The sequence below is a fragment of the Nonomuraea sp. NPDC048826 genome (assembly GCF_043198225.1).
GTDB lineage: Bacteria > Actinomycetota > Actinomycetes > Streptosporangiales > Streptosporangiaceae > Nonomuraea.
The window spans coordinates 91,601-111,449 of record NZ_JBICUQ010000006.1 but is presented as its reverse complement, the minus strand read 5'-3'; the positions used below and the strand labels follow the sequence as shown (position 1 = coordinate 111,449).

The window sequence follows — 19,849 nt, the reverse complement described above, 5'->3', positions numbered from 1 at the left end:
GGCCGCGTCAGCGGATGCGGCCGAGCAGGTGCGGCGAGAGCGGCGTCCCGACGTCCGGGATCGCGGATTTCGCCGCGAGGCCCGCGTCGGCCTGGGCCGCCGGGACCGGTTCGGGCACGGTGTCGCAGAAGGCGTCGGGCCCGGGCCGGCTGCCCGGCAGGGTGCCGTCGGCCAGATAGGCCGCCACGTGCCCGTCGACGCACGCGTTGCCGCGCAGGAACGACACGGCGTGGCTCTTGCCTCCGCGCTCCACGAGCAGCCGCGAGGCCGGCAGCTTGGCGTGCATCTCCAGCGCGCCCGGCCAGGGCGCGCCCGCGTCCTCGGTGGGCTGCACGAGCAGCGCGCTCTCGACCGCCCGCCCCGAGATCCGGTCCGCCGACCGGGTCTTGACCGGCCAGAACGCGCACGGGGCGTTGTACCAGACGTGCGTCCAGCCCAGGAAGGGCGAGCGCTGGTGCAGCCGGCGGGCGTCGTGCCGCCAGCGGTTCCAGTCGCGCGGCCACGGCGCGTCCGCGCACTGGGTCGCGCTGTGCACGGCGTAGTCGTTGTCGTCCGGGAGCGCCAGGAACCGGTAGGCGTCCACCAGCGGCTGCTCGTCGCCGCGGGAGAAGGACGACAGCGCGGTCGCCAGCATCGGCCACCACGTCGTCTCGTAGCCGGCCGCCAGGAAGGCGCCGTCGAACTCGCGCGGGCCGACGACCTGACCGGCGGGCTGGGCGCGGACCCGGTCCCTGGCGGCGTAGTAGGCCCGCTCGACCTTCGCGGGCGTGCCGCCGAGCGCGTAGGCGGAGTCGTGGCGGGCGACCCAGGCGAAGAAGTCGCGGGCCCGGTCGTTCATCGCGGTGGCGTGCTCCAGGCCGTGCTCGTACCAGACGTCACTCGGCCGGACCACGCCGTCGAGGACCATGCGGCCGACGGTGCCGGGGTGCCGGGAGGCGAAGACGGCGCCGAGGTAGGAGCCGTACCCGTAGCCGAGGTAGGAGACGCGGTCCTGGCCGAGCGCCCGGCGCAGCGCGTCCAGGTCGTCGGCGTTGTCGGCGGTGCGCATGTACGGCAGCAGATCGCCGTGCGCGGCCGCGCAGGCGGCGGCGTACCCGCGGGCCACCTCGATCTGGGCCCGCTCGTCGGCGGGGGAGCGCGGCACGGTGTCGGGCTGCACGGGGGCGAAGCGGTCAGGGTCGCAGCTCATCCGGGGCTCGCTCGCGCCGGTGCCGCGCGGGTCGTAGCCGACGATGTCGTAGCGGGCCGCCAGGTCGGCGGGCATGAGCACGGTGAGTGCCGCGGCCAGCGTGCGCCCGGCCTGTCCGGGGCCGCCGGCGTTGATCATCAAGGTGCCCAGCCGCTGTTCGGGCGGCGCCGTGGCGGCCTTGCGCGCCAGCGCGATCCGCACCGTGGCGCCGTCCGGCGCGGCGTGGTTCAGCGGGACGTCCACCTTGGCGCAGTCGAGTCCCAGCGCCGCCAGCACGGGATCCGTACAGGTCTCCCAGGTGATCTCGGCGGGCGTGGCGGACGCGGCGGTGGCGGACAACGGGGTCAGCGGGGAAGCGACCAGGAACGCGGTGAGTAAACGGAATAACATTCGGCATTCCCTGTGTGAATATCGGTGCGGTGGCGACACGATAACGCGCTGTCCCGCCACCGACCCTGACCATTTGACCAGGCCGTTTTCCTGCTTAACTCCGTGCTGACAAATTGGTAGCGTGCCCGGTGAACCGTGTTGGAGGTGTGATTTGTCAACCACGCATTCGCGAGACCCGGCGGTCCGGCTCGTCTCGCTCGCCAAACGCTACGGCGACAAGAAAGCCGTCGACGGTCTCGACCTCCAGGTGGACCGGGGAGAGATCTTCGGGCTGCTCGGCCCGAACGGGGCCGGCAAGACCACGACGCTGGAGATGATCGCCGGGTTACGCGCGCCCACGTCGGGCACCGTCCGCGTCCTCGGTCTCGACCCCCGGGCCGAGCGGCGGGAGCTGGTGCGGGTCCTGGCCGTGCAGCCGCAGCAGGCCCAGCTCTTCCCGCTGCTGACCGCGGAGGAGACGCTCACCCTCTGGCGGACCTTCTACGAGCGGCCCGGCGAGGTGGCCGAGCTGCTGGCCGCGGTGAGCCTCACCGAGAGCGCCGGCATCCAGGTGCGCAACCTGTCCGGCGGCCAGGAACGCCGCCTGCTCATCGCCTGCGCCCTGATCGGCCGGCCCCGCATGGTCGTCCTGGACGAGCCCTCGACCGGCCTGGACCCCAACGCCCGCGCCGAGCTGTGGGAGGTGCTGCTGCGCTTCCGCGACGAGGGCGGCACCGTGATGCTGTCCACGCACTCCATGGACGAGGCCCAGTCGCTCTGCGACCGGGTGGCCATCGTCGACCACGGGAGGCTTTTGGCCGAGGGCACCCCGGCGGAGCTGATCAACCGCCACGCGCCCCACCATCTGGTCACCTTCTCCCGCGACCCTGGCCACGCCAGAGACCTGCTCGCCGGCCGTCCCGACGTGTTCTCGGTCGACGTGCGCGGCACCAAGGTGCACGTCTCCACCTCCGAGTCCGAGGCCGTCGCGGCGCTGCTGCGCGGCGTCGATCCGCCGGTGCGCGACGTCGTGGTCCGCGCCCCCGGGCTGGACGAGGTCTACCGCGAACTGACCGGCCGAGCGTTCTCCGAGGTGAAGGTATGAACTGGACTCTCGCTCTGGCGCACACCCGTCAGCTCACCAGGGACCGCCGGGCGGCCATGGGCGTGCTCGGCTTCCCGCTGATCTTCCTGGTGCTGGCCATGGTGGGCCCGGTCGGCTCCGGCGACATCAGCCGGTTCCAGCTGCCCGGCGCGCTGTTCACCGCGCTGGCCGCCATCGCCCTGTACGGCACCGTGCTGCCCGCCGCCGAGCTGCGCCGCAGGGGCACGCTCCGGCTGCTGAGCACCACGCCGCTGACCCGGCGCGGCCTGCTGTTCTCCCTGGCCCCGCTCCGGCTGGCGCTGGCCGCCGCGTTCCTCGTGCTGAACTGCGCGGTCGCGGCGGCGTACGGCTATCTGCAGGTGCCGCGGCTGCCCGCGCTGCTGCTGACCAGCGTGATCGGGCTGGCCTTCCTGCTGGCCCTGGGCTTCATGTTCGCGGCCGTGCTCACCTCGGCAGAGACCGCCGAGACCGTGCTCACCATCATCATCATCGCCGTCATCTTCGTCGGCGACGCCGTCGTCCCGCTGCGGATGCTGCCCGCCGGCGTGGGCGACATCCTGCAGTGGCTGCCCCCGGCTCTCATCACCGGCGCGCTGCGCTGGGAGATGGTCGGCATGGAGCCCGCGCACCCCGAGTGGGTGGCCTGGGCGATCAGCGGGGGCGCCGCGCTGGCGCTCGGCGCCATCGCCGTGCGGATCTTCCGCTGGGACGACGGCTCATCGTCCTGACGCCACCGGGTACGGCAGCGACCGGGTGTCGACCTTGCCGTTGGGCGTGAGAGGCAGCGCCGCCAGCGTCACGAACTCCGCGGGCACCATCCCGGCGGGCAGGAGCCCCGCCAGGTGCCTGCGGAGTTCCGTGGCGCCGGGCCCGTCGGCGTGCTGCTCCGCGGGCACCACGTAGGCCACGAGCCGCGGCTGCCCGTCCTTCCTGAGCACCACCACGGCCTGGGCGACGCCGTCGTGCCGCTCCAGCGCCGCGCTGATCTCCGCCGGCTCGATGCGGTTGCCGTGCAGCTTGATCTGGTCGTCGGTCCTGCCGAGGAACATCAGGTCGCCGTCCGGCCCGACCTTGACCAGGTCGCCGGTGCGGTACATCCGCTCGCCTGGCGCGCCGAAGGGGTCGGGGAGGAACCGCAGGGCCGTCAGGCCGGGCCGGTCGAGATAGCCCCTGGCCACCCCGGCCCCGGCGATGTACAGCTCGCCCTCTTCGCCGGGCGGCACCGGGTCGAGGCGCTCGTCCAGCACGTACACCAGCGCGCCGTCGATCGGCCGCCCGATGGAGGGCGGCCTGCCCGGGTCGAGCGGGTCGCTGACGGTGGCCGCCACCGTCGTCTCCGTGGGACCGTACGCGTTGAGCATCTGCCGCCCTGGTCCGAAACGGGCGACCAGGTCGGGGCTGACCCGCTCGCCGCCCACGATGAGCGTGCGCAGCGCGGGCAGATCGTCGTCGGGCAGCGTGGCCAGCAGCGCGGGCGGCATCTGGGCGAAGGTCGCCGCGGACAGGTAGAAGGCCTCGGCCAGGTCCTCGCCCGACAGCCGGTCGTACGGGCCGGGCAGGACCAGCGTCGCGCCGCAGAGCAGCGCCATCGCGACGTTGGCCACGGCCGGGTCGAAGCCGGGCGCGATCAGGTGCAGCACCCTGCTGGTCCCGTCGAGCCGGCAGCGCCTGATGTGGTCGCGGGCCAGGTTGACGATGGCGCCGTGGGGCACCACCACGCCCTTGGGCGTCCCGGTGGAGCCCGAGGTGTAGATGACGTACGCCGGATGGCCGGGAAGCAGCGGCCGGATCAGCTCCGCGTCGGCGAGATCACCGTCGGACGGCCCGCCGGGCGGTCCCGTGTCGTCCGGCTGGTCGGCGATGACGGTGAGCGGGGCGGCGTCGCGGATCAGGGCCTCGCGGCGGGCCTCCGGCAGCGCGAGATCCAGCGGCAGGTAGGCCGCGCCGCACTTCAGCACGGCCAGCATGGCGACCACCGCGCCGGGTGAGCGCGGCAGCGCCACGCCCACCCGGTCCTCCGGCCCGGCCCCGAGCCGGACGAGGTGACGGGCGAGCCGGTTGGCCCGCGCGTTGAGTTCGGCGTAGCTCAGCGTGCCGAGCGGCGACTCGACGGCCGTGGCCGCCGGGGTCCTCGCCACCTGTGCTTCGAACAGACGGGGCAGCGTGTCCATACTCGAACGCTAGGCCGGCCGCCGGGCCGCGCCAGCCGTGCATGCCCTCACCGATCGGCGAGCCCAGCCGGTCTTCGGCGGCCCGGCGGCCGGATCGTATGGTCGGGGAATGCACTCAGCTCCGGAACGCGTGGCACCGACCTACGGCGGATTCCTGCACCTGGAGGAGTTGCTCTCTCTGCAGGAGTCGCCCTCGGGCCATCACGACGAGATGTTGTTCTTCACCGCGCACCAGATCTACGAGCTGTGGTTCAAGGTGTTGCTGCACGAGCTCGAAGGCGCCAGGGACGCGGTGCTCGCCGGTGACGTGCCCCGGGCGCTCTACTGCCTGCGGCGCGTCCGGGTCATCGAGCGCGTGCTGTGCGAGCAGGTCGACGTGCTCGCCACCATCAGCCCCGGCGCCTTCAAGCAGGTCCGCGGCGGCCTCTACAGCTCCAGCGGGCTGCAGTCGGCGCAGTTCCGCGAGATCGAGTTCCTGTCCGGCCTGAAGGACCCCGGCCACCTGGCCAGGGAGGGCCTGACGGAGACCGAACGCGACCGGCTGGCCCGCCGGCTCGCCGAGCCCAGCCTCATGGAGGCGTTCGAGAGGCTGTGGGCCCGGCGCGGCTCGCCCGACCTGGCCCGCATCCTGCGCCACGAGGTGGTCGAGGACGAGCTGGGCCGGCTCGCCGAGGCGCTGATCGACCACGACGAGGGCTTCTCCCAGTGGCGCTACCGGCACCTGAGCATGGTCGAGCGGATCATCGGCGGGCGCTGCGGCACCGGTGGCTCCTCGGGGGTCGGCTACTTGCGGTCGACGCTGTCCAAACGGTTCTTCGAAGAGCTGTGGAGCCTTCGTGGCCGCCTCTGACCAGGTCCATCCGCCGTACCCGCCCGAGCTGGCCCGTTTCACGGTCCCCGACGGCGGCCTGCGCGTGCCGTACGGTCCCGAACCCGATCAGTACGGCGAGCTGTGGCTCCCGGTGACCGGCCGGCCGCCGTACCCGGTGGTGGTGCTCGTCCACGGCGGCTACTGGCGCAGCCGCTACCGCGCCGATCTGATGCACGCCCTGGCGCACGCGGTGGCGGCGGCCGGGGCCGCCGCCTGGAACCTGGAGTACCGCAGGGTGGGCGACCCCGGCGGCGGCCTGCCTGGCACGTTCGCCGACGTCGCCGCCGGCCTGGAGGCGCTGACGGACCTGGCCGGCGCGCACCCGCTCGACCTGCACAGGGTGGCCGTCGCCGGCCACTCGGCGGGCGGCCACCTGGCCCTGTGGCTGGCCGCCAGGACGCGCACGCCCTGGGGCGCGGGCGGCCGGGTCCGCCTGCGCCTGGTGGCGGGGCTCGCGCCGGTCGCGGACCTGCGGCTGGCGCACGCCTGGAAGCTGTCGGACGACGCGGCCGCCGAGCTCGTCGGCGCCTCCGAGGCGGAGGCGCCCGAGTTGTACCGGCTGGCCTCGCCCGCCGACCTGCTGCCGCTGGGCGTCCCGCAGGTCCTCGTGCACGGCACCGCCGACGACGCGGTGCCGTACGAGATGAGCGTCCGCTACGGGCGGGCCGCCGGCGACGAGTGCGAGCTGATCACCTTGCCGGACGGCGACCACTTCATGGTCATCGACCCGGCCACGCCGGCCTGGTCGGCCACCTGGGACCGCCTGTCCAAGGCGCTCGACCTCACCTGAGCCCCGCTCAGCCCAGCTGGGCGGCGATGTGGCGGAAGCGGGAGGCGGCCGTCCACACCTCGGTGAACGACGTCGTGGCGGGGGCCAGGCCGAAGCGGAGCCGGTCGGGCGGCCGTACGTCCACGATCACCTCCTCGGCCTCCAGCGCCTTGCCGAACCGCTCCGCCGCCGGGTGCGCGAACGCCACGTGGCCGCCGCGCAGCCCCGGCTCGCGCGGGCCGGCCAGGCGGACGCCCAGCGGGGCCAGCCAGGCGTCGTACAGCTCGACGAGGAAGCCGGTCAGCGCCCGGCTCTTGGCGCGCAGGGCCGCGATGCCCGCCTCGGCCAGCAGCCCGGCGCCGTCCTCGACGAGGGCGAGGCTGACCACCGGCGGGGTGCCCACGAGGAAGCGCCGCATGCCGGGCGCCGGCTCGTAGCCCTGCCCCATGCCGAACTGGTCGCGGTGGCCGAACCAGCCCCAGATCGGCTGGGTCAGCCGATCCTGCAGCTGGTGCCGTACGTACAGGAAAGCCGGCGCCCCTGGACCGCCCGACAGGTACTTGTACGTGCAGCCGACGGCCAGGTCGGCGCCGGAGGCGTCGAGCTCGACCGGCACGACGCCCGCGGAGTGGCACAGGTCCCAGAGCGTCAGCGCGCCCGCCGAGCGGGCCACGGCGCTGATCCCCGCCAGGTCCGCGATCGCCCCCGAACGGTAGTCGACGTGCGACAGGCACACCAGCGCCGTCCGCTCGTCGACCACCCGGGCCACGGCGTCCGGCGTGGGCCCGGTGATCTCGTCGAAGTCGGCCAGCCGCAGCACCAGCCCGCGTTCGGCGGCCACGCCCTCCAGGATGTAGCGGTCGGTGGGGAAGATGTCGCGATCGCAGACGACCACCCGGCGCCCCGGCCGGGCGGAGACGGCTGCCTCGGCGAGCTTGTAGAGGTTGACGCCGGTGGAGTCGGTGACGGCCACCTGGCCGGGCGCGGCGCCCAGGAAGTGCCGGCCGAGCAGGTCGCCCAGGTCGTGCTGGAGCCTCATCCAGCGGGAGAACCAGGAGTTCACCAGGTCGTGCGCCCACTCGGTGGAGATGAGCGCGTCGGCGGTGTGCCGGGCGGTGGCGGGCGGCCTGCCCAGGGAGTGGCCGTCGAGGTAGACGCGGCCGGGCAGGGCGGGCGCGAAGCGGTCGCGCAGCCACGCCAGCGGGTCCTCGGCGTCGAGCCGGTGTGCGTCGTCCAGGGTCGGGACGTGCGCGGTCATCGATCCTCCTCGTCCAGGGCCGCGGTCATGAGGGTGGTGGTCATGGCGGTCTCGTCCTGCCAGTCGGAGTTGACGTTCAGCGCGGCCGTCAGTGAGCCGTCGAGCGCGCCGAACACCGAGGTGATGGAGCCGTGGACGGCGCCGTCGTAGCCGGCGACGAGCCGGCCGGCCACCCGGCGGAACTTGACGCCGAGCCCGTGCCCGCCGCCGGAGCCCTCGACCGGGGTGAGCATCTCGGCCAGCTCGGGCGCGGCCAGCAGCCGCCCGCGCAGCAGCGCCTGGAGGAACCGCGTCAGGTCGCCCACGGTCGAGATCAGCTCGCCTGACGCGCCGCAGAACGACGGGTTCAGCTCGGTCACGTCCAGGGTGCCGCGGAAGGGAATGGGCAGCGACAGCCGCGAGTAGTGGCGGGCGTGCGGCTCCGGCAGGCCGGTGGCCTCGCCGGGGAAGGACGTGCCGGTCAGCGCCAGGGGCTCGATGACGCGGGCGCGGACCTCGTGCCGGAAGTCCCGGCCTGTCGCCCGCTCGACGACCAGCCCGGCCAGGACGTAGCCGGTGTTGGAGTAGGCCCAGCCGGCGCCGGGCGGGAACGCCGGAGGCTGGTCCAACGCGGTCCCGGCCAGCTCCATCGGCCGGTACGAGGTGGTGCGGTGCAGGGGGAACTCGCTGGTGAGCCGCCGGTGCATGGCCGGCTCGCGGGTGTAGTCGAACAGGCCGCCGGTGTGGCCCAGCAGATGCCTGACGGTGACGAGGGACAGGTCGTTGCCGTTGCGCGGGGGCAGCTCCGGCAGCCATCGCGCGACCGGGTCGTCGAGGCCCAGCCCGCCGTCGGCGGCGATCAGGAGCGTCGTGGCGGCCACGAACATCTTCGTGACGCTGCCCGCCCGGAACCGCTCGTCGGCGCGGCGCGGCCGCCCGGTGGCCACGTCGGCGTGCCCGGCGGCCCCGGGCCAGTGCTCCTCACCGGCCCGCACCTCGCCGATCGCGCCCGGGGCGGACCAGCGGGTGGTGATCTCGGCGAGGGCCGAAGCGGCGCGCCGCGGGCGGAGCGGGCTCACCGGAGTCGTCATGTCCTCAGCGAACTACGGCCGGCGGCGGCGCGGGGAGCCCGATGGAACGGCCCGTTCGGGCAGGCCGACCGGGAAGAAGATGAGCGCAACTCAGCAGAGTCAACTGCTGTCCTAGGCGGAGGTTAAATGTACATCAAGTTCTCTTGTCGCCTCACCGGAGCCTCGGTACTGTCACCACCGGATGCGCGTTTCCTCGAACAGGGTTACCCGGAGGAAGAATGTACGCACCGGAAACCACCCGGAGTATTGTCGACTGTCCGTCCGTCCGCCATTCCGTCGTTGTGGTGGCGGCCAACGAAGTACACCGGCACGGCTTACGCGCCATGCTGACGAAATTATCCTCGGTATCCCGATGCAGGGCAATGGCGCCACCTATGTTGCTGGCTGCCGACGGTCACGAGGTATTCGACACGCTCATTCTTTCGTGCAGTGATATCTCGCGCGAACAGGCGGTGAGTTTGGCGGCCCGCGCCCAATCACTCGGCACGAATGTGCTGCTGCTCTTCGACGGGAATCAACAAGAATCCCTCGAAACGGCGGCGTCGATACCGAGCAACGGCTTCCTGACGTTGCACGACCTCACCGCCGAATCGCTGGAGAAAGCGCTGAACGGGGTCCGCAACGGCGAGGTGCCCATCCCGGGCGGGCTCGCCACCCATCTGCTCGCCAGCGTCCGCCGCCACGCGGTGGCCGGCCGTGAGCGCAATCCCTATCTCACCCCGCGCGAGCAGCAGGTGCTCGCGCTGCTCGTGGAGGGTCTCAGCAACAAGCAGATCGCCCGGCGGCTGGACATCTCCCAGCACGGCGTCAAGCGACTGGTCGCGAACGTGCTGGCCAAGCTCAACTGCCCCAACCGCACCCTGGCGGTCGCCGTGGCCATGAGGGACGGTCTCGTGTAACCCTTCGCTCGCTGAAATGGGGAACGGGAATGAAGATCCTCTTGGTCGAGGACGACCTACGGGTGGCGGGAGCGTTATGTTCCGCGCTGGTGCGCCACGGCTACGAGGTGCGGTGTGCGGTCTCCGGCAGCGAGGCCCTCGGCTCCGAGGACGACGCGGATCTGGTCCTGCTGGACATGTGCCTGCCCGACATGGACGGGTTCGAGGTCTGCCGGCGGTTCCGGGCCAGGAGCGATGTGCCGATCATCGCGGTCACCGCCCGCGCCGAGTCGGAGGCGAGGGTCCGCGGCCTTCGCCTGGGAGCCGACGACTACGTGGTCAAGCCGTGCGGCCTGGCCGAGCTGAAGGCCCGCATCGAGGCGGTCATGCGCCGGAGCAGGAACGCGTTCCGCGTCTCCTCGGCGGAGAGCGTCATCGCCGTCGGCGATCTCTTCATCGACCTGGGCCGCAGGAAGGTCACCGTGCGCGGGGAGAACGTGCCGCTCAGCCGCAAGGAGTACGAGATCGTCGAAGCACTGGCCAGGGCCGCCGGCACGGTGGTCACCCGCGACCAGCTCATGTCGAGCGTGTGGCGGCGGCGTGACGGCAACTTCAGGACGCTCGACGTCCACGTGGCCACGCTGCGCAGGAAACTGGCATCACCAGAACTGATCGAAACAGTCCGGGGCGTCGGGTACAGACTGGCCGTGCCGTAGATCGGGAGCGATCTGCGTGTATTTACGACTGGTACTCATGGTGGCCGTCCTCACGTGCGGGTTCGCCGTTCCGCTCGGCATCGGGACCGCCGCCGGGGTGTCCCGCGAACTGCACGACAAGGCCGTGCGGCGTACGTGGGAGCTCGCGGAGCTGGCCGAGTCCGCCCTGGCCGGGCGGGATCTGACCGCCCTGCGGCGGGAGGTCGCCGGCCGGGCGCGGGCGTGCGGGTGCGCGGCGCTCGTCCTCGACCACGGCGGGGTGGTGGCCGCCGCAGGGATGGACCGCGCGCCGGGCGGGGACTACCGGGCCGCCGCGTCCGCCGCCGTGGCCGGGGCCGCCGCCGAGCCGCCGTCCGTCATCTGGCCGTGGGACTCGGCGCCGCTGGTGCTCGGGACCGCGGTCCGCCGGGACGGGCTGCTGCTGGGCGCCGCGGTGACGATGTCCCCGACCGACGGCGTCAGATCGGCGGTCGGCGTGCGGCTGCTGGTGCTCGCGGTCATCGCGGGCCTGGTCGTGCTGGCCGCGGCCGAACTGGTGATCGGCCCGCTGGTGCGGTGGGTGATGAACCCCGTCCGGCTGCTCGCCGACGCCACCGAGCAGGTGCGGTCCGGCGTCACGTACGCCCGGGTGCCGCAGGCCACGGGCCCGCCCGAGATCCGCCGCCTGGTCCGCGGCTTCAACGAGATGGCCGACTGCGTGCTGACCCTGGCCACCCGGCAGCGTGACTTCGTCGCCCAGGCCTCCCACCAGCTCCGCAATCCCATCACCGCGCTGCGGCTGTGCGTGGAGAACGCCTTCGAGCTGGGCAGCGAGCCGTACCAGAGCGAGGATCTCAAGCTGGCGCTGAGCGAGGTCGACCGGCTGTGCGCCATCGTCGACTCGCTCCTGCTGATGGCCAAGTCGGAGAACAGCCAGGCGCCGCCCGTCGTCGTGGACGTGTCGGCCACGGTCGTGCAGCGGGTGGACGCGTGGCGGTCCGCCTACGACCGCAACAGCGTGCCGCTCATCACCAACATCCCCGACGGCGTGCGTACGGTGTGCCTGCCGGAGCTGATCGAGCACGGCCTGGACGCGCTGCTGGACAACGCGCTGAAGTTCGGCGAGCAGGCGCCGGTACGGGTGATCGTCCAGCGCCGCGGCGACATGATCGACGTGGTGGTGCGCGACCAGGGGCCGGGCCTGCCCGCGGAGGAGCTGGAGTTCGTCGGGGCCCGGTTCTGGCGCAGCGCCCGCCACCAGAACGTCCCCGGCACCGGGCTCGGGCTGGCGATCATCAGACGGCTGGCCGAGGAGAGCGGCAGCCAGGTGATCATGGCGGCGGGCCGGCCCCGGGGGCTGGAAGTCCGCATCCGCGTGCCCGCCGCCCCGGCCGTGATGGGCAGGCCAGATGGTCATGCCCTCCGGTGACGCCGGATCGGGATTACCGGATCGGCCGCGCCTTTGCAGGATGAGCCTGCCGGTGTCAGCTCTCGCCTGGCAGCGAGATGAGGAGGCGTGCACAATGGATCCCCGCATCAAGGACGTCGTGATCCTCGGCGGAGGAACCGCCGGTTGGATGACCGCGGCGTACCTCGGGAAGTTCCTCCAGGGAAGCGTGCGCATCACGGTGCTGGAAGCGCCGACGGTGCCCAGGATCGGTGTGGGCGAGGCGACCGTCCCCAACCTCCACAAGACCTTCTTCCACTACCTCGGCATCCCCGAGGACGAGTGGATGCGCGAGTGCAACGCCGCCTTCAAGATGGCGGTCAGGTTCGTCAACTGGCGCACTCCCGGCGCGGGGGAGAGCTCTCCCCGCACGCTCGCCGACGGGACCAGCGACCACTTCTACCACCCCTTCGGGCTGCTGCCGGACCACGACCAGATCCCGATCTCGCACTACTGGCTGCAGCGCAGGCAGGCGGGCCTGGACGACCGGCCCTTCGACTACGCCTGCTTCAGGGAGCCGCCGGTGATGGACGCCAAGCTGGCGCCCAGGCACGCCGACGGCAGCCCGGCCACCCGCTACGCCTGGCACTTCGACGCCCATCTCGTGGCCGACTTCCTGTGCCGGTTCGCCACCCAGAAGCAGGGCGTGGTGCACGTCCGCGACGAGATGACCGAGGTGCTGCGCGACGAGCGCGGCTACATCACCGGCCTGGTCACCAAGGAGGGGCGCACGCTCTCCGGCGACCTGTTCATCGACTGCTCCGGCTTCCGCGGGCTGCTCATCAACCAGGCGATGGCCGAGCCGTTCGTCGACATGAGCGACCACCTCATGTGCGACAGCGCGGTCGCCACCGCCGTCCCGCACGACGACGAGGCGCACGGCGTGGAGCCCTACACCTCGGCCATCGCCATGAGCTCCGGCTGGAGCTGGAAGATCCCCATGCTGGGCCGGTTCGGCACCGGCTACGTCTTCTCCAGCGCGCACACCTCCCGTGACGAGGCGACGCTGGAGTTCAGCCGGCTCTGGGGGCTGGACCCCGAGACCACCCAGTTCAACAACATCCGCTTCCGCGTCGGGCGCAACCGCCGGGCCTGGGTCAAGAACTGCGTGAGCATCGGCCTGGCCTCCTGCTTCCTGGAGCCGCTGGAGTCGACCGGCATCTACTTCATCACCGCGGCCATCTACCAGCTCGCCAAGCACTTCCCGGACAAGCGGTTCGACGAGGTCCTCATCGACCGGTTCAACCGGGAGATCGAGGAGATGTTCGACGACACGCGCGACTTCATCCAGGCGCACTTCTTCTGTTCGCCGCGTACGGACACGCCGTTCTGGAAGGAGAACAAGAACCTCACGCTGCCGGACAACATCACCGAGAAGCTGGCGATGTACAAGGCGGGGCTCGCGGTGAATCCCCCGATCTCCGATGAGTCCACCTATTACGGCAATTTCGAGGCGGAGTTCCGTAACTTCTGGACGAACGGCAGCTACTACTGCATCTTCTCCGGACTCGGTGTCCTGCCCGACCAGCCCATGCCCGCGCTGTCGTACAAGCAGGACTCGATCGCCGAGGCGGCGTCGCTCTTCGACACCGTGAAGGAGAAGCAGGACCACCTCCTCGCCACCCTGCCGACCCATCACGACTTCCTGCGCCGGCTGCACGGGGCACGATGAACTCCGAGATAGCGGCGGCCCTGCGCGGTGCGGCCAGGCGGTTCGCCACAGGCGTGACGGTGATGGCGGCCGAGGGCCCCACCGGCAGGCACGCGATGACCGCCAACTCCTTCGTCACCCTGTCCCTCCGCCCCGCCCTCATCGGCGTCGCCCTCACCAGGAGCGGCCGGATGCGGGCGGCGGTGGAGCAGGCGGGCGCCTTCGGGGTCAGCGTCCTGGGCGCCGGCCAGGAGCACTACGCCCGGCACTACGCCGAGCGCGCCCGCGGCGGCGAGACCGCGCTCGTGGAGCTGACGCTGACGGGACGGTCGCCGAGGGTGCCGGTCGTGCCCGACTGCATCGCGGTGTTCGCCTGCCACCTGTGGTCGATCCTGCCCGTCGGGGACCACGAGCTGGTCGTGGGCGAGGTGGCGCACTGCGTGGCGGACGACGAGCGGAGCGCGCCGCTGCTCTTCCTCGGGGGGCGGCTCGTCCCCGGGGAGCCGGCGCTGCTGACCCCCTCGTGAGTGGAGTGTTCCTCCCCTCCACTTTCAACCTATAGCGGACCCGGGGGCTTGCGGCAAGCCCCGGGTCGTGCCGCAGAATCGACGGCCGAAGGCCGGATGCTGCGGAAACGGGGGACGCGTGGTGCGTGTTGCCGCGGGGGGCGGGGAAGGCTCGGCATGCGGACAAGCCGAGCGAACCGCCCTCGCCATACCGGTCCTGACGCCTGCCGCGAGCGACGGCCGTCACGGACCTCAGATCGGAGCTGCGTACGTGAACCCGCTGACCACCAGCGCGTTTGATCTTCCCGCCAACCTCTCGGCCAAGGCCGACCCGAAGCTGATCGGCGGTGACGAGCAGCACTTCATCGCCATCGCGGAGAGTCTCCAGGAGACGATCGCCGACCTGTCCGACCGCCTCGACGCCGCGCGCAGGTCGCCGGGCGGCATCGGCCGGGCGGCGCTGGACCGGGACCTGGAGGTCCACCGGCTCACCGCCCGGCTGCGCGCGCTGCGCCGCTTCGGCCTGGACCTGTGCCTGGGCCGCATGGTCGGCGCGGACGGCGCCGAGCCCGTCTACGTCGGACGCCTCGGCCTCACCGACCGGGAGGGCCGCCGGCTGCTGCTCGACTGGCGCTCGCCCGCGGCGGAGCCGTTCTTCGGCGCCACCCACGCCAGCCCGATGGGGCTGGCCAGCCGCCGCAGATACCGCTGGACCCGGGGCCGGATCAGCGACTACTGGGACGAGGTGTTCACCCCGGAGGGGATCGAGGGGCACGCCGCGCTCGACGACCAGTCCGCCTTCATCGCCAGCCTGGGCGGCACCCGGTCCGGGCGGATGCGGGACGTGCTCGGCACCATCCAGGCCGACCAGGACGCCATCATCCGGGCCGGATCCCGCGGCGCCCTCGTCGTCGACGGCGGCCCGGGCACCGGCAAGACCGTCGTCGCCCTGCACCGCTCCGCCTACCTCCTCTACTCCGACCCGCGGCTGGGTCACCGCCGGGGCGGCGTGCTGTTCGTCGGCCCGCACCAGCCCTACCTGGCCTACGTCGCCGACGTGCTGCCCAGCCTCGGCGAGGAGGGTGTGCAGACCTGTACGCTGCGCGACCTCGTCGCCGAGGGGGCGGCGGCGACGGCCGAGACGGATCCCGAGGTGGCCCGGCTGAAGGCGTCCGCCGACCTGGTGAAGGCGATCGAGCCGGCCGTCAGGTTCTACGAGAACCCGCCCACCGAGGAGATGACGGTCAAGACCCCCTGGGAGGACATCCGGCTGAGCCCCGACGACTGGGCCGAGGCGTTCGACGCGCCGGCCCCCGGCACCCCGCACAACGAGGCCCGCGACCAGATCTGGGAAGAGCTCGTCACGATCCTGGCCGACAAGCACGAGGGCGAGGTCTCGGCCGACCAGCTCCGCAAGTCGCTGCTGCGCAACCGCGAGCTGCTCACCACCTTCAACCGGGCGTGGCCGCTGATCGAGGCGGCCGACCTCGTCGGCGACCTGTGGACCGTGCCCGCCTACCTGCGGCTGTGCGCCCCCTGGCTCAGCCCCGAGGAGATCCGCACGCTGCGCCGCGCGGACGCCCAGGCCTGGACGGTGTCCGACCTGCCGCTCCTGGACGCGGCGCGGCAGCGGCTCGGCGACCCGGAGGACGCGCGGCGCGAGCGCCTGCGCGCCGCCTCCGTCGCCGCCCAGCGCGAGCGCATGGAGAAGGTCGTCGACGACCTGCTGGAGGCCGACGACGACGGCGAAGGCGTCATGACGATGCTGCACGGCCAGGACCTGCGGGACGCCCTGGTCGACGAGGACGCGCTCCCCGGCGCCGAACCTGACCGGCTCGCCGGGCCGTTCGCGCACGTCGTCGTGGACGAGGCCCAGGAGCTGACCGACGCCGAGTGGCAGATGCTGCTGATCCGCTGCCCGTCCAGGAGCTTCACCGTCGTCGGCGACCGCGCTCAGGCCAGGCACGGGTTCACCGAGTCGTGGCGGGAACGGCTGGCGCGGATCGGGCTCGACCGGATGACCCTGGCCTCCCTGACGGTCAACTACCGGACGCCGGAGGAGATCATGGCGGAGGCCGAGCCGGTCATCCGGGCCGCGATCCCGGACGCCAACGTGCCGACGTCCATCCGCGCCACCGGCCTGCCCGTCGGCCGCGGATCCGTCTCGGAGCTGGGCTCGATCCTCGACGCCTGGCTCGCCGCGCACGCCGACGGCATCGCCTGCGTCATCGGCGACCCGGCGTTCCAGGAGAGGCCGCGCGTCCGGTCGCTGACCCCGGAGCTGTCGAAGGGGCTGGAGTTCGACCTGGTCGTCCTCGTCGACCCGGACGAGTTCGGCGCGGGCATCGAAGGCGCGGTCGACCGGTACGTCGCCATGACCCGCGCCACCGGGCAGCTCGTCATCCTCACGAGCTCCTGAACCGTACGGGTCAGGCGGCCGGCAGGCCGGACAGGCGGCGGACGGCGGCCAGGCCGTCCGGGGTGCCGGGCCAGTGGCGTTCCAGCGCCCCGGGCCCGGCCGCCCGCACCACGGCGCGCAGGACGAGCGCGACCACGATGGCGTCGTCGGCGTAGCCCAGCACGGGGACGAAGTCCGGCACCAGGTCGACGGGCAGCGCCAGATAGCCCAGCAGCAGCCACAGCCGGACCCGGACCCCGCGGGGCAGCCCCGGGTCGCGGGCCAGGCGCGGGATCAGCCGCAGCAGGTCGGGCAGCAGGCGCACCGCCTCGGTGAGCAGGTTGCCGCGCGGCCGGGCGACCGCGAGCGCGGCCAGGGCCAGCAGCCACAGCAGCGCGATCCCGCCCGCCACGGCGGCGGCGACCGCGAGCCTGCCGTCCAACGCCCGCGCCTCCTGAAGGTCGTAGGGACGACCTCAAGGTCGTGAGGGTGGCCGCAGAGGCGTGAGGACGCTCGCGGGGCCGGGGGACGACCTTGGAGTCGTGAGCACGACTCTAGAGGAGGCTACTTGCCCGGCGCGGTCCGGCCCGGCCACTCGGCGTAGCGGACCTCGCCGAGGATCGCGCCGTCGTCTGGCACCAGCGACCGCTCGTCCAGCTCGGCGCCGAAGTAGCGCGCGTGCGGGTCGGCGACCACCTCGCGCGGGTCGTCCCAGGCCGCCAGCGCGTCGCGGAAGAACGCGTCCATCCGGACCCGCTCGGGCCCGGCGACCTCGACCCTGCCCTTCAGCGGGGTGCCCACCGCGACCCTGGCGACCGCCCGGGCGACCTCGTCGCTCACGATGGGCTGGTAGAGCACCGGCGCGATCCGGACCATGCCCCCGTCGGCGGAGGAGTCGGCGATGCTCCGGGTGAACTCGAAGAACTGGGTGGCGTGCACGATCGAGTACGGGATCGGCCCGTTCTCGATCAGCTTCTCCTGGGCCACCTTGGCCCGGAAGTAGCCGCTGTCGGCCAGCCGGTCGGTGCCCACGACCGACAGCGCGACGTGGTGGCCGACGCCGGCCGCCGCCTCCGCGGCCAGCAGGTTGCGGGTGGAGGTCTCGAAGAACGCCAGCACGGCGTCGGCCTCGAAGGACGGCGAGTTGGACACGTCGACCACCGCGGACGCGCCGGTCAGCACCTCGGCGAGCCCCTCGCCGGTGAGCGTGTCGACGCCGGTGCTCGGCGCCGCCGCCACCGCCTCGTGCCCCTGCCCGGCGAGCCCCGCCACGACCTTCGACCCGATCAGGCCGGTGCCGCCGATCACCACGATCTTCATGCCAGACCGCCTTCCGCCCGCCCGGGGCGCCGGTTGCCGCTTCTGAGGGGAATCTGCCGCGTACGATCTCGATCAGGGACACTAATCGGGTAAAAGCCCCCTGAACAGATTCCCCTCAGTCAGACAAGCCAGGTGTCAGGCGCAGGTGTAGCCGGACGGCAGGGCGTCGCCGCCGGGGCGGCTCACCTGGAAGCCGACGCTGGTCGTGGCGGCTCCGGGGGCCAGGGTGCCGTTGTGGCTCACGTTCCTGATCGTCACGGTCTGCCCGCTGGTGGTGACGGTGCCGTTCCACGAGCCGGTGAGCGTGTGGCCGGCGGGCAGGGTGAAGGTGACCGTCCAGCCGGTGATCGTCGAGCTGCCGGTGTTGGTGATGGTCAGCGGCTGCACGACGTACCCGGTGCCCCACTGCGTCTGCACGGTCGGGACGGCCGTGCAGGTCCCGCCGCCGGACGGGCCGGACCCGGTGGTGACCTGCGCGGTGTCGGACACCGGCGAGGTGTTGCCCGCGGCGTCGCGTGCCCTGACCTGGTAGCGGTAGGTGGTCTCCGGTGTCAGGCCCGTGTCGGCGTACGAGGTCGTGCCGGAGGTGCCGACCTGGGTGAACGTGCCGCCGCTCGGGCCGGTGGCGCGCAGGATGTCGTAGCCGGTCACGCCGGTGTCGTCGGTCGAGGCGGTCCAGCTCAGGGTGGTGCCGGTGGCCGTGGTGCCCGAGGCCGCCAGGCCGCCGGGGGCGGTCGGCGGCGAGGTGTCGCCGGACCCGCCGCCGAGCACCGGCGTCTGCCAGTCGCGCCACTCGGCCAGGTTGCCGCGCGCGTTCGCCGAGATCCGCATCGACCCGGTGGAGCTGCCGGAGTTCCGCAGGAACTTCTGGATGTACTGCTGGAGCGGGCCCCGCCACTCGGACCGGGTGGCGCAGTGGGTGCCGTCCTGGACGTCGGACCAGTAGGTGATGTTCGCCTCCGCGCCGAGCGCCTTGTAGACCTCCGCGCCGCCCAGGGCCCCGACGCTCGCGGAGGTGGCGGCCAGCCAGTCGATGTGCGGGTTGTCCATGACGAGCAGCCCGCGCGGCGCGATCATGGCGACGACCGAGTGGGTGTCGACCGGCAGCCTGGCCGGGTTGCCGGTGAAGGAGCCGAACGCGTCGCCCAGCCACGGCTGCTCCCCGTACGCGCTGCTCAGCGGCTGGGCGCCGCTGTCGGTGGGGATGACGCGGAAGGCGGCGACGCCGCCGCTGCCCGACTCGATCGGCATGGTGAGCGCGATGCGCTGGTCGAACGCGCCGGCCACGAAGGCGCCCTTGCCGTACCGCGAGCAGCCGGTGACGCCGGTCGCGTCGGCGGTGAGCACGCTGCCGCCCGACTGCTCGATGACGTCGATGATCCGGCTCACGCCCCAGGCCCAGGCGGCCAGCAGTCCCGTGCCGCTGGACGAGCCGTAGAGGGTGTAGAAGGCGCCCTGCTTGCTGGTCCGCGGCGTGCCCTCCCGGCCCACCGCCAGGGGGTCGTAGCTGATGACGGCGGCGCCTGCGGCCTTGATCGTGGCCGTGTCCGCGCCCAGCCCGCCCAGCACGACGACGGCGGGGAACGGCCCGGTGCCGCTCGGCAGGTCGACGCCCGCGGTGAAGGAGGCGGTCCTGCCGTTGTGTGACACGTTCACGGTGATGCCGGTCCTGGAGACGGTGCCGGTGACGCCGGACGGTTTCGCCGGCTTCTGGCCGTAGACGAACCGCTCGGCCAGGGCCTTGATCTCCGCCCGGCGGCACCGCCAGTCGGACGCGGCGGTGACGCGGGTGCCGTTCAGCCTCATGAAGGGGTCGGGGAGCCTGGAGACGGTGGGCAGCGAGCCCTCGCCGGGCAGGCCGGTCACCGCGCAGTCGGCGCCCTCGTCCTCGACGCCGGGGGCCGCGACGGCCGCGGCGGGGGTCAGCGCCACGGCCCCGGCGGCCGCGAGCATCACGGCCGCCGCCAGCGCGACGGCTCTCGTACGGATGATCACCAGAGCTCTCCCTTCCGGTGGGGGTGGTGATCAGTCTGAAAATCGAGCCGAAACATGTCAACGATGCATCGAAATGTTTCGGCGTCGTCCGCCGGAAGGGGCTGGTGAGATGCCGGTACGACCCCCGAAAATGTCGGAAACTAGCTGAAAGGCGCCC

The 19,849-nt window shown here is 72.6% G+C and carries 17 protein-coding genes; 10 read left to right on the top strand and 7 right to left on the bottom strand.

The window, feature by feature from the left end:
• Positions 1-7: 7 nt before the first annotated feature.
• Positions 8-1,579: an alpha/beta hydrolase gene (locus tag ACGFI7_RS22330; protein ID WP_393407418.1), complete on the bottom strand. Its 1,572-nt coding sequence runs from the start codon at positions 1,577-1,579 to the stop codon at positions 8-10.
• A 151-nt stretch (positions 1,580-1,730) separates the two neighbouring features.
• Between ACGFI7_RS22330 and ACGFI7_RS22325 the strand changes: the two genes are divergently transcribed.
• Positions 1,731-2,663, top strand: a complete 933-nt coding sequence (locus ACGFI7_RS22325) for an ABC transporter ATP-binding protein (RefSeq protein ID WP_393407416.1) — start codon at positions 1,731-1,733, stop codon at positions 2,661-2,663.
• Positions 2,660-3,391, top strand: a complete 732-nt coding sequence (locus tag ACGFI7_RS22320) for an ABC transporter permease (protein WP_393407414.1) — start codon at positions 2,660-2,662, stop codon at positions 3,389-3,391. Before ACGFI7_RS22325 ends, ACGFI7_RS22320 begins: the two co-directional genes overlap by 4 nt.
• On the opposite strand, the gene ACGFI7_RS22315 is transcribed toward ACGFI7_RS22320, so the two are convergent.
• Entirely contained in the window at positions 3,380-4,834 is a 1,455-nt protein-coding gene (locus ACGFI7_RS22315) for an amino acid adenylation domain-containing protein (protein ID WP_393407412.1), read from the bottom strand. The two genes, ACGFI7_RS22320 and ACGFI7_RS22315, sit on opposite strands and share 12 nt — an antisense overlap.
• Before the next feature lie 109 nt (positions 4,835-4,943).
• Here ACGFI7_RS22315 and ACGFI7_RS22310 point away from each other — a divergent pair, with 109 nt between their 5' ends.
• Both ACGFI7_RS22310 and ACGFI7_RS22305 read left to right on the top strand, forming a co-directional pair.
• Positions 4,944-5,684 carry a tryptophan 2,3-dioxygenase gene (locus ACGFI7_RS22310; RefSeq protein ID WP_393407409.1) on the top strand — a complete coding sequence of 247 codons (741 nt, stop codon included), beginning with the start codon at positions 4,944-4,946 and terminating at the stop codon, positions 5,682-5,684.
• Entirely contained in the window at positions 5,671-6,495 is an 825-nt protein-coding gene (locus ACGFI7_RS22305) for an alpha/beta hydrolase (RefSeq protein WP_393407407.1), read from the top strand. Before ACGFI7_RS22310 ends, ACGFI7_RS22305 begins: the two co-directional genes overlap by 14 nt.
• Before the next feature lie 7 nt (positions 6,496-6,502).
• On the opposite strand, the gene ACGFI7_RS22300 is transcribed toward ACGFI7_RS22305, so the two are convergent.
• Both ACGFI7_RS22300 and ACGFI7_RS22295 read right to left on the bottom strand, forming a co-directional pair.
• Entirely contained in the window at positions 6,503-7,732 is a 1,230-nt protein-coding gene (locus ACGFI7_RS22300) for a kynureninase (RefSeq protein ID WP_393407405.1), read from the bottom strand.
• A complete protein-coding gene (locus ACGFI7_RS22295; protein WP_393407403.1) occupies positions 7,729-8,802 on the bottom strand; it encodes a serine hydrolase domain-containing protein in 1,074 nt (357 codons plus the stop codon). Before ACGFI7_RS22295 ends, ACGFI7_RS22300 begins: the two co-directional genes overlap by 4 nt.
• Positions 8,803-9,176: 374 nt before the next feature.
• Between ACGFI7_RS22295 and ACGFI7_RS22290 the strand changes: the two genes are divergently transcribed.
• The 6 genes from ACGFI7_RS22290 (at position 9,177) to helR (ending at position 16,398) form a co-directional block, all read left to right on the top strand.
• On the top strand, positions 9,177-9,701 hold the full coding sequence (locus ACGFI7_RS22290; RefSeq protein WP_393407401.1) for a response regulator transcription factor: 525 nt from the start codon (positions 9,177-9,179) through the stop codon (positions 9,699-9,701).
• A 29-nt stretch (positions 9,702-9,730) separates the two neighbouring features.
• Positions 9,731-10,396: a response regulator transcription factor gene (locus ACGFI7_RS22285; protein ID WP_393407399.1), complete on the top strand. Its 666-nt coding sequence runs from the start codon at positions 9,731-9,733 to the stop codon at positions 10,394-10,396.
• 16 nt (positions 10,397-10,412) lie between these two features.
• Positions 10,413-11,804: a sensor histidine kinase gene (locus ACGFI7_RS22280; protein WP_393407397.1), complete on the top strand. Its 1,392-nt coding sequence runs from the start codon at positions 10,413-10,415 to the stop codon at positions 11,802-11,804.
• Positions 11,805-11,898: 94 nt separating this feature from the next.
• Positions 11,899-13,494, top strand: coding sequence for a tryptophan halogenase family protein (locus ACGFI7_RS22275; protein ID WP_393407394.1), 1,596 nt, complete (start codon positions 11,899-11,901; stop codon positions 13,492-13,494).
• Entirely contained in the window at positions 13,491-14,000 is a 510-nt protein-coding gene (locus ACGFI7_RS22270) for a flavin reductase family protein (RefSeq protein WP_393407392.1), read from the top strand. Before ACGFI7_RS22275 ends, ACGFI7_RS22270 begins: the two co-directional genes overlap by 4 nt.
• Positions 14,001-14,250: 250 nt before the next feature.
• Entirely contained in the window at positions 14,251-16,398 is a 2,148-nt protein-coding gene (gene helR / locus ACGFI7_RS22265) for an RNA polymerase recycling motor ATPase HelR (protein ID WP_393407390.1), read from the top strand.
• 10 nt (positions 16,399-16,408) lie between these two features.
• Here the strand turns inward: helR and ACGFI7_RS22260 are convergent, their stop codons facing one another.
• The 3 genes from ACGFI7_RS22260 to ACGFI7_RS22250 form a co-directional block, all read right to left on the bottom strand.
• Complete coding sequence (locus ACGFI7_RS22260; RefSeq protein ID WP_393407387.1) at positions 16,409-16,819, bottom strand: YkvA family protein; 411 nt, start codon at positions 16,817-16,819, stop codon at positions 16,409-16,411.
• A gap of 122 nt (positions 16,820-16,941) precedes the next feature.
• Entirely contained in the window at positions 16,942-17,697 is a 756-nt protein-coding gene (locus ACGFI7_RS22255) for an SDR family oxidoreductase (protein ID WP_393407385.1), read from the bottom strand.
• A 135-nt stretch (positions 17,698-17,832) separates the two neighbouring features.
• Positions 17,833-19,692, bottom strand: a complete 1,860-nt coding sequence (locus ACGFI7_RS22250; protein WP_393407383.1) for a cellulose binding domain-containing protein — start codon at positions 19,690-19,692, stop codon at positions 17,833-17,835.
• Between the last annotated feature and the right edge of the window lie 157 nt (positions 19,693-19,849).

What these genes read in the sequence shown, in the direction of transcription:
- ACGFI7_RS22330 (WP_393407418.1), bottom strand. Translation starts at nt 1,579, where the DNA reads ATGTTATTCCGTTTACTCACCGCGTTCCTGGTCGCTTCCCCGCTGACC.
- ACGFI7_RS22320 (WP_393407414.1), top strand. Translation starts at nt 2,660, where the DNA reads ATGAACTGGACTCTCGCTCTGGCGCACACCCGTCAGCTCACCAGGGAC.
- ACGFI7_RS22315 (WP_393407412.1), bottom strand. Translation starts at nt 4,834, where the DNA reads ATGGACACGCTGCCCCGTCTGTTCGAAGCACAGGTGGCGAGGACCCCG.
- ACGFI7_RS22310 (WP_393407409.1), top strand. Translation starts at nt 4,944, where the DNA reads ATGCACTCAGCTCCGGAACGCGTGGCACCGACCTACGGCGGATTCCTG.
- ACGFI7_RS22300 (WP_393407405.1), bottom strand. Translation starts at nt 7,732, where the DNA reads ATGACCGCGCACGTCCCGACCCTGGACGACGCACACCGGCTCGACGCC.
- ACGFI7_RS22295 (WP_393407403.1), bottom strand. Translation starts at nt 8,802, where the DNA reads ATGACGACTCCGGTGAGCCCGCTCCGCCCGCGGCGCGCCGCTTCGGCC.
- ACGFI7_RS22290 (WP_393407401.1), top strand. Translation starts at nt 9,177, where the DNA reads ATGTTGCTGGCTGCCGACGGTCACGAGGTATTCGACACGCTCATTCTT.
- ACGFI7_RS22285 (WP_393407399.1), top strand. Translation starts at nt 9,731, where the DNA reads ATGAAGATCCTCTTGGTCGAGGACGACCTACGGGTGGCGGGAGCGTTA.
- ACGFI7_RS22275 (WP_393407394.1), top strand. Translation starts at nt 11,899, where the DNA reads ATGGATCCCCGCATCAAGGACGTCGTGATCCTCGGCGGAGGAACCGCC.
- ACGFI7_RS22270 (WP_393407392.1), top strand. Translation starts at nt 13,491, where the DNA reads ATGAACTCCGAGATAGCGGCGGCCCTGCGCGGTGCGGCCAGGCGGTTC.
- ACGFI7_RS22255 (WP_393407385.1), bottom strand. Translation starts at nt 17,697, where the DNA reads ATGAAGATCGTGGTGATCGGCGGCACCGGCCTGATCGGGTCGAAGGTC.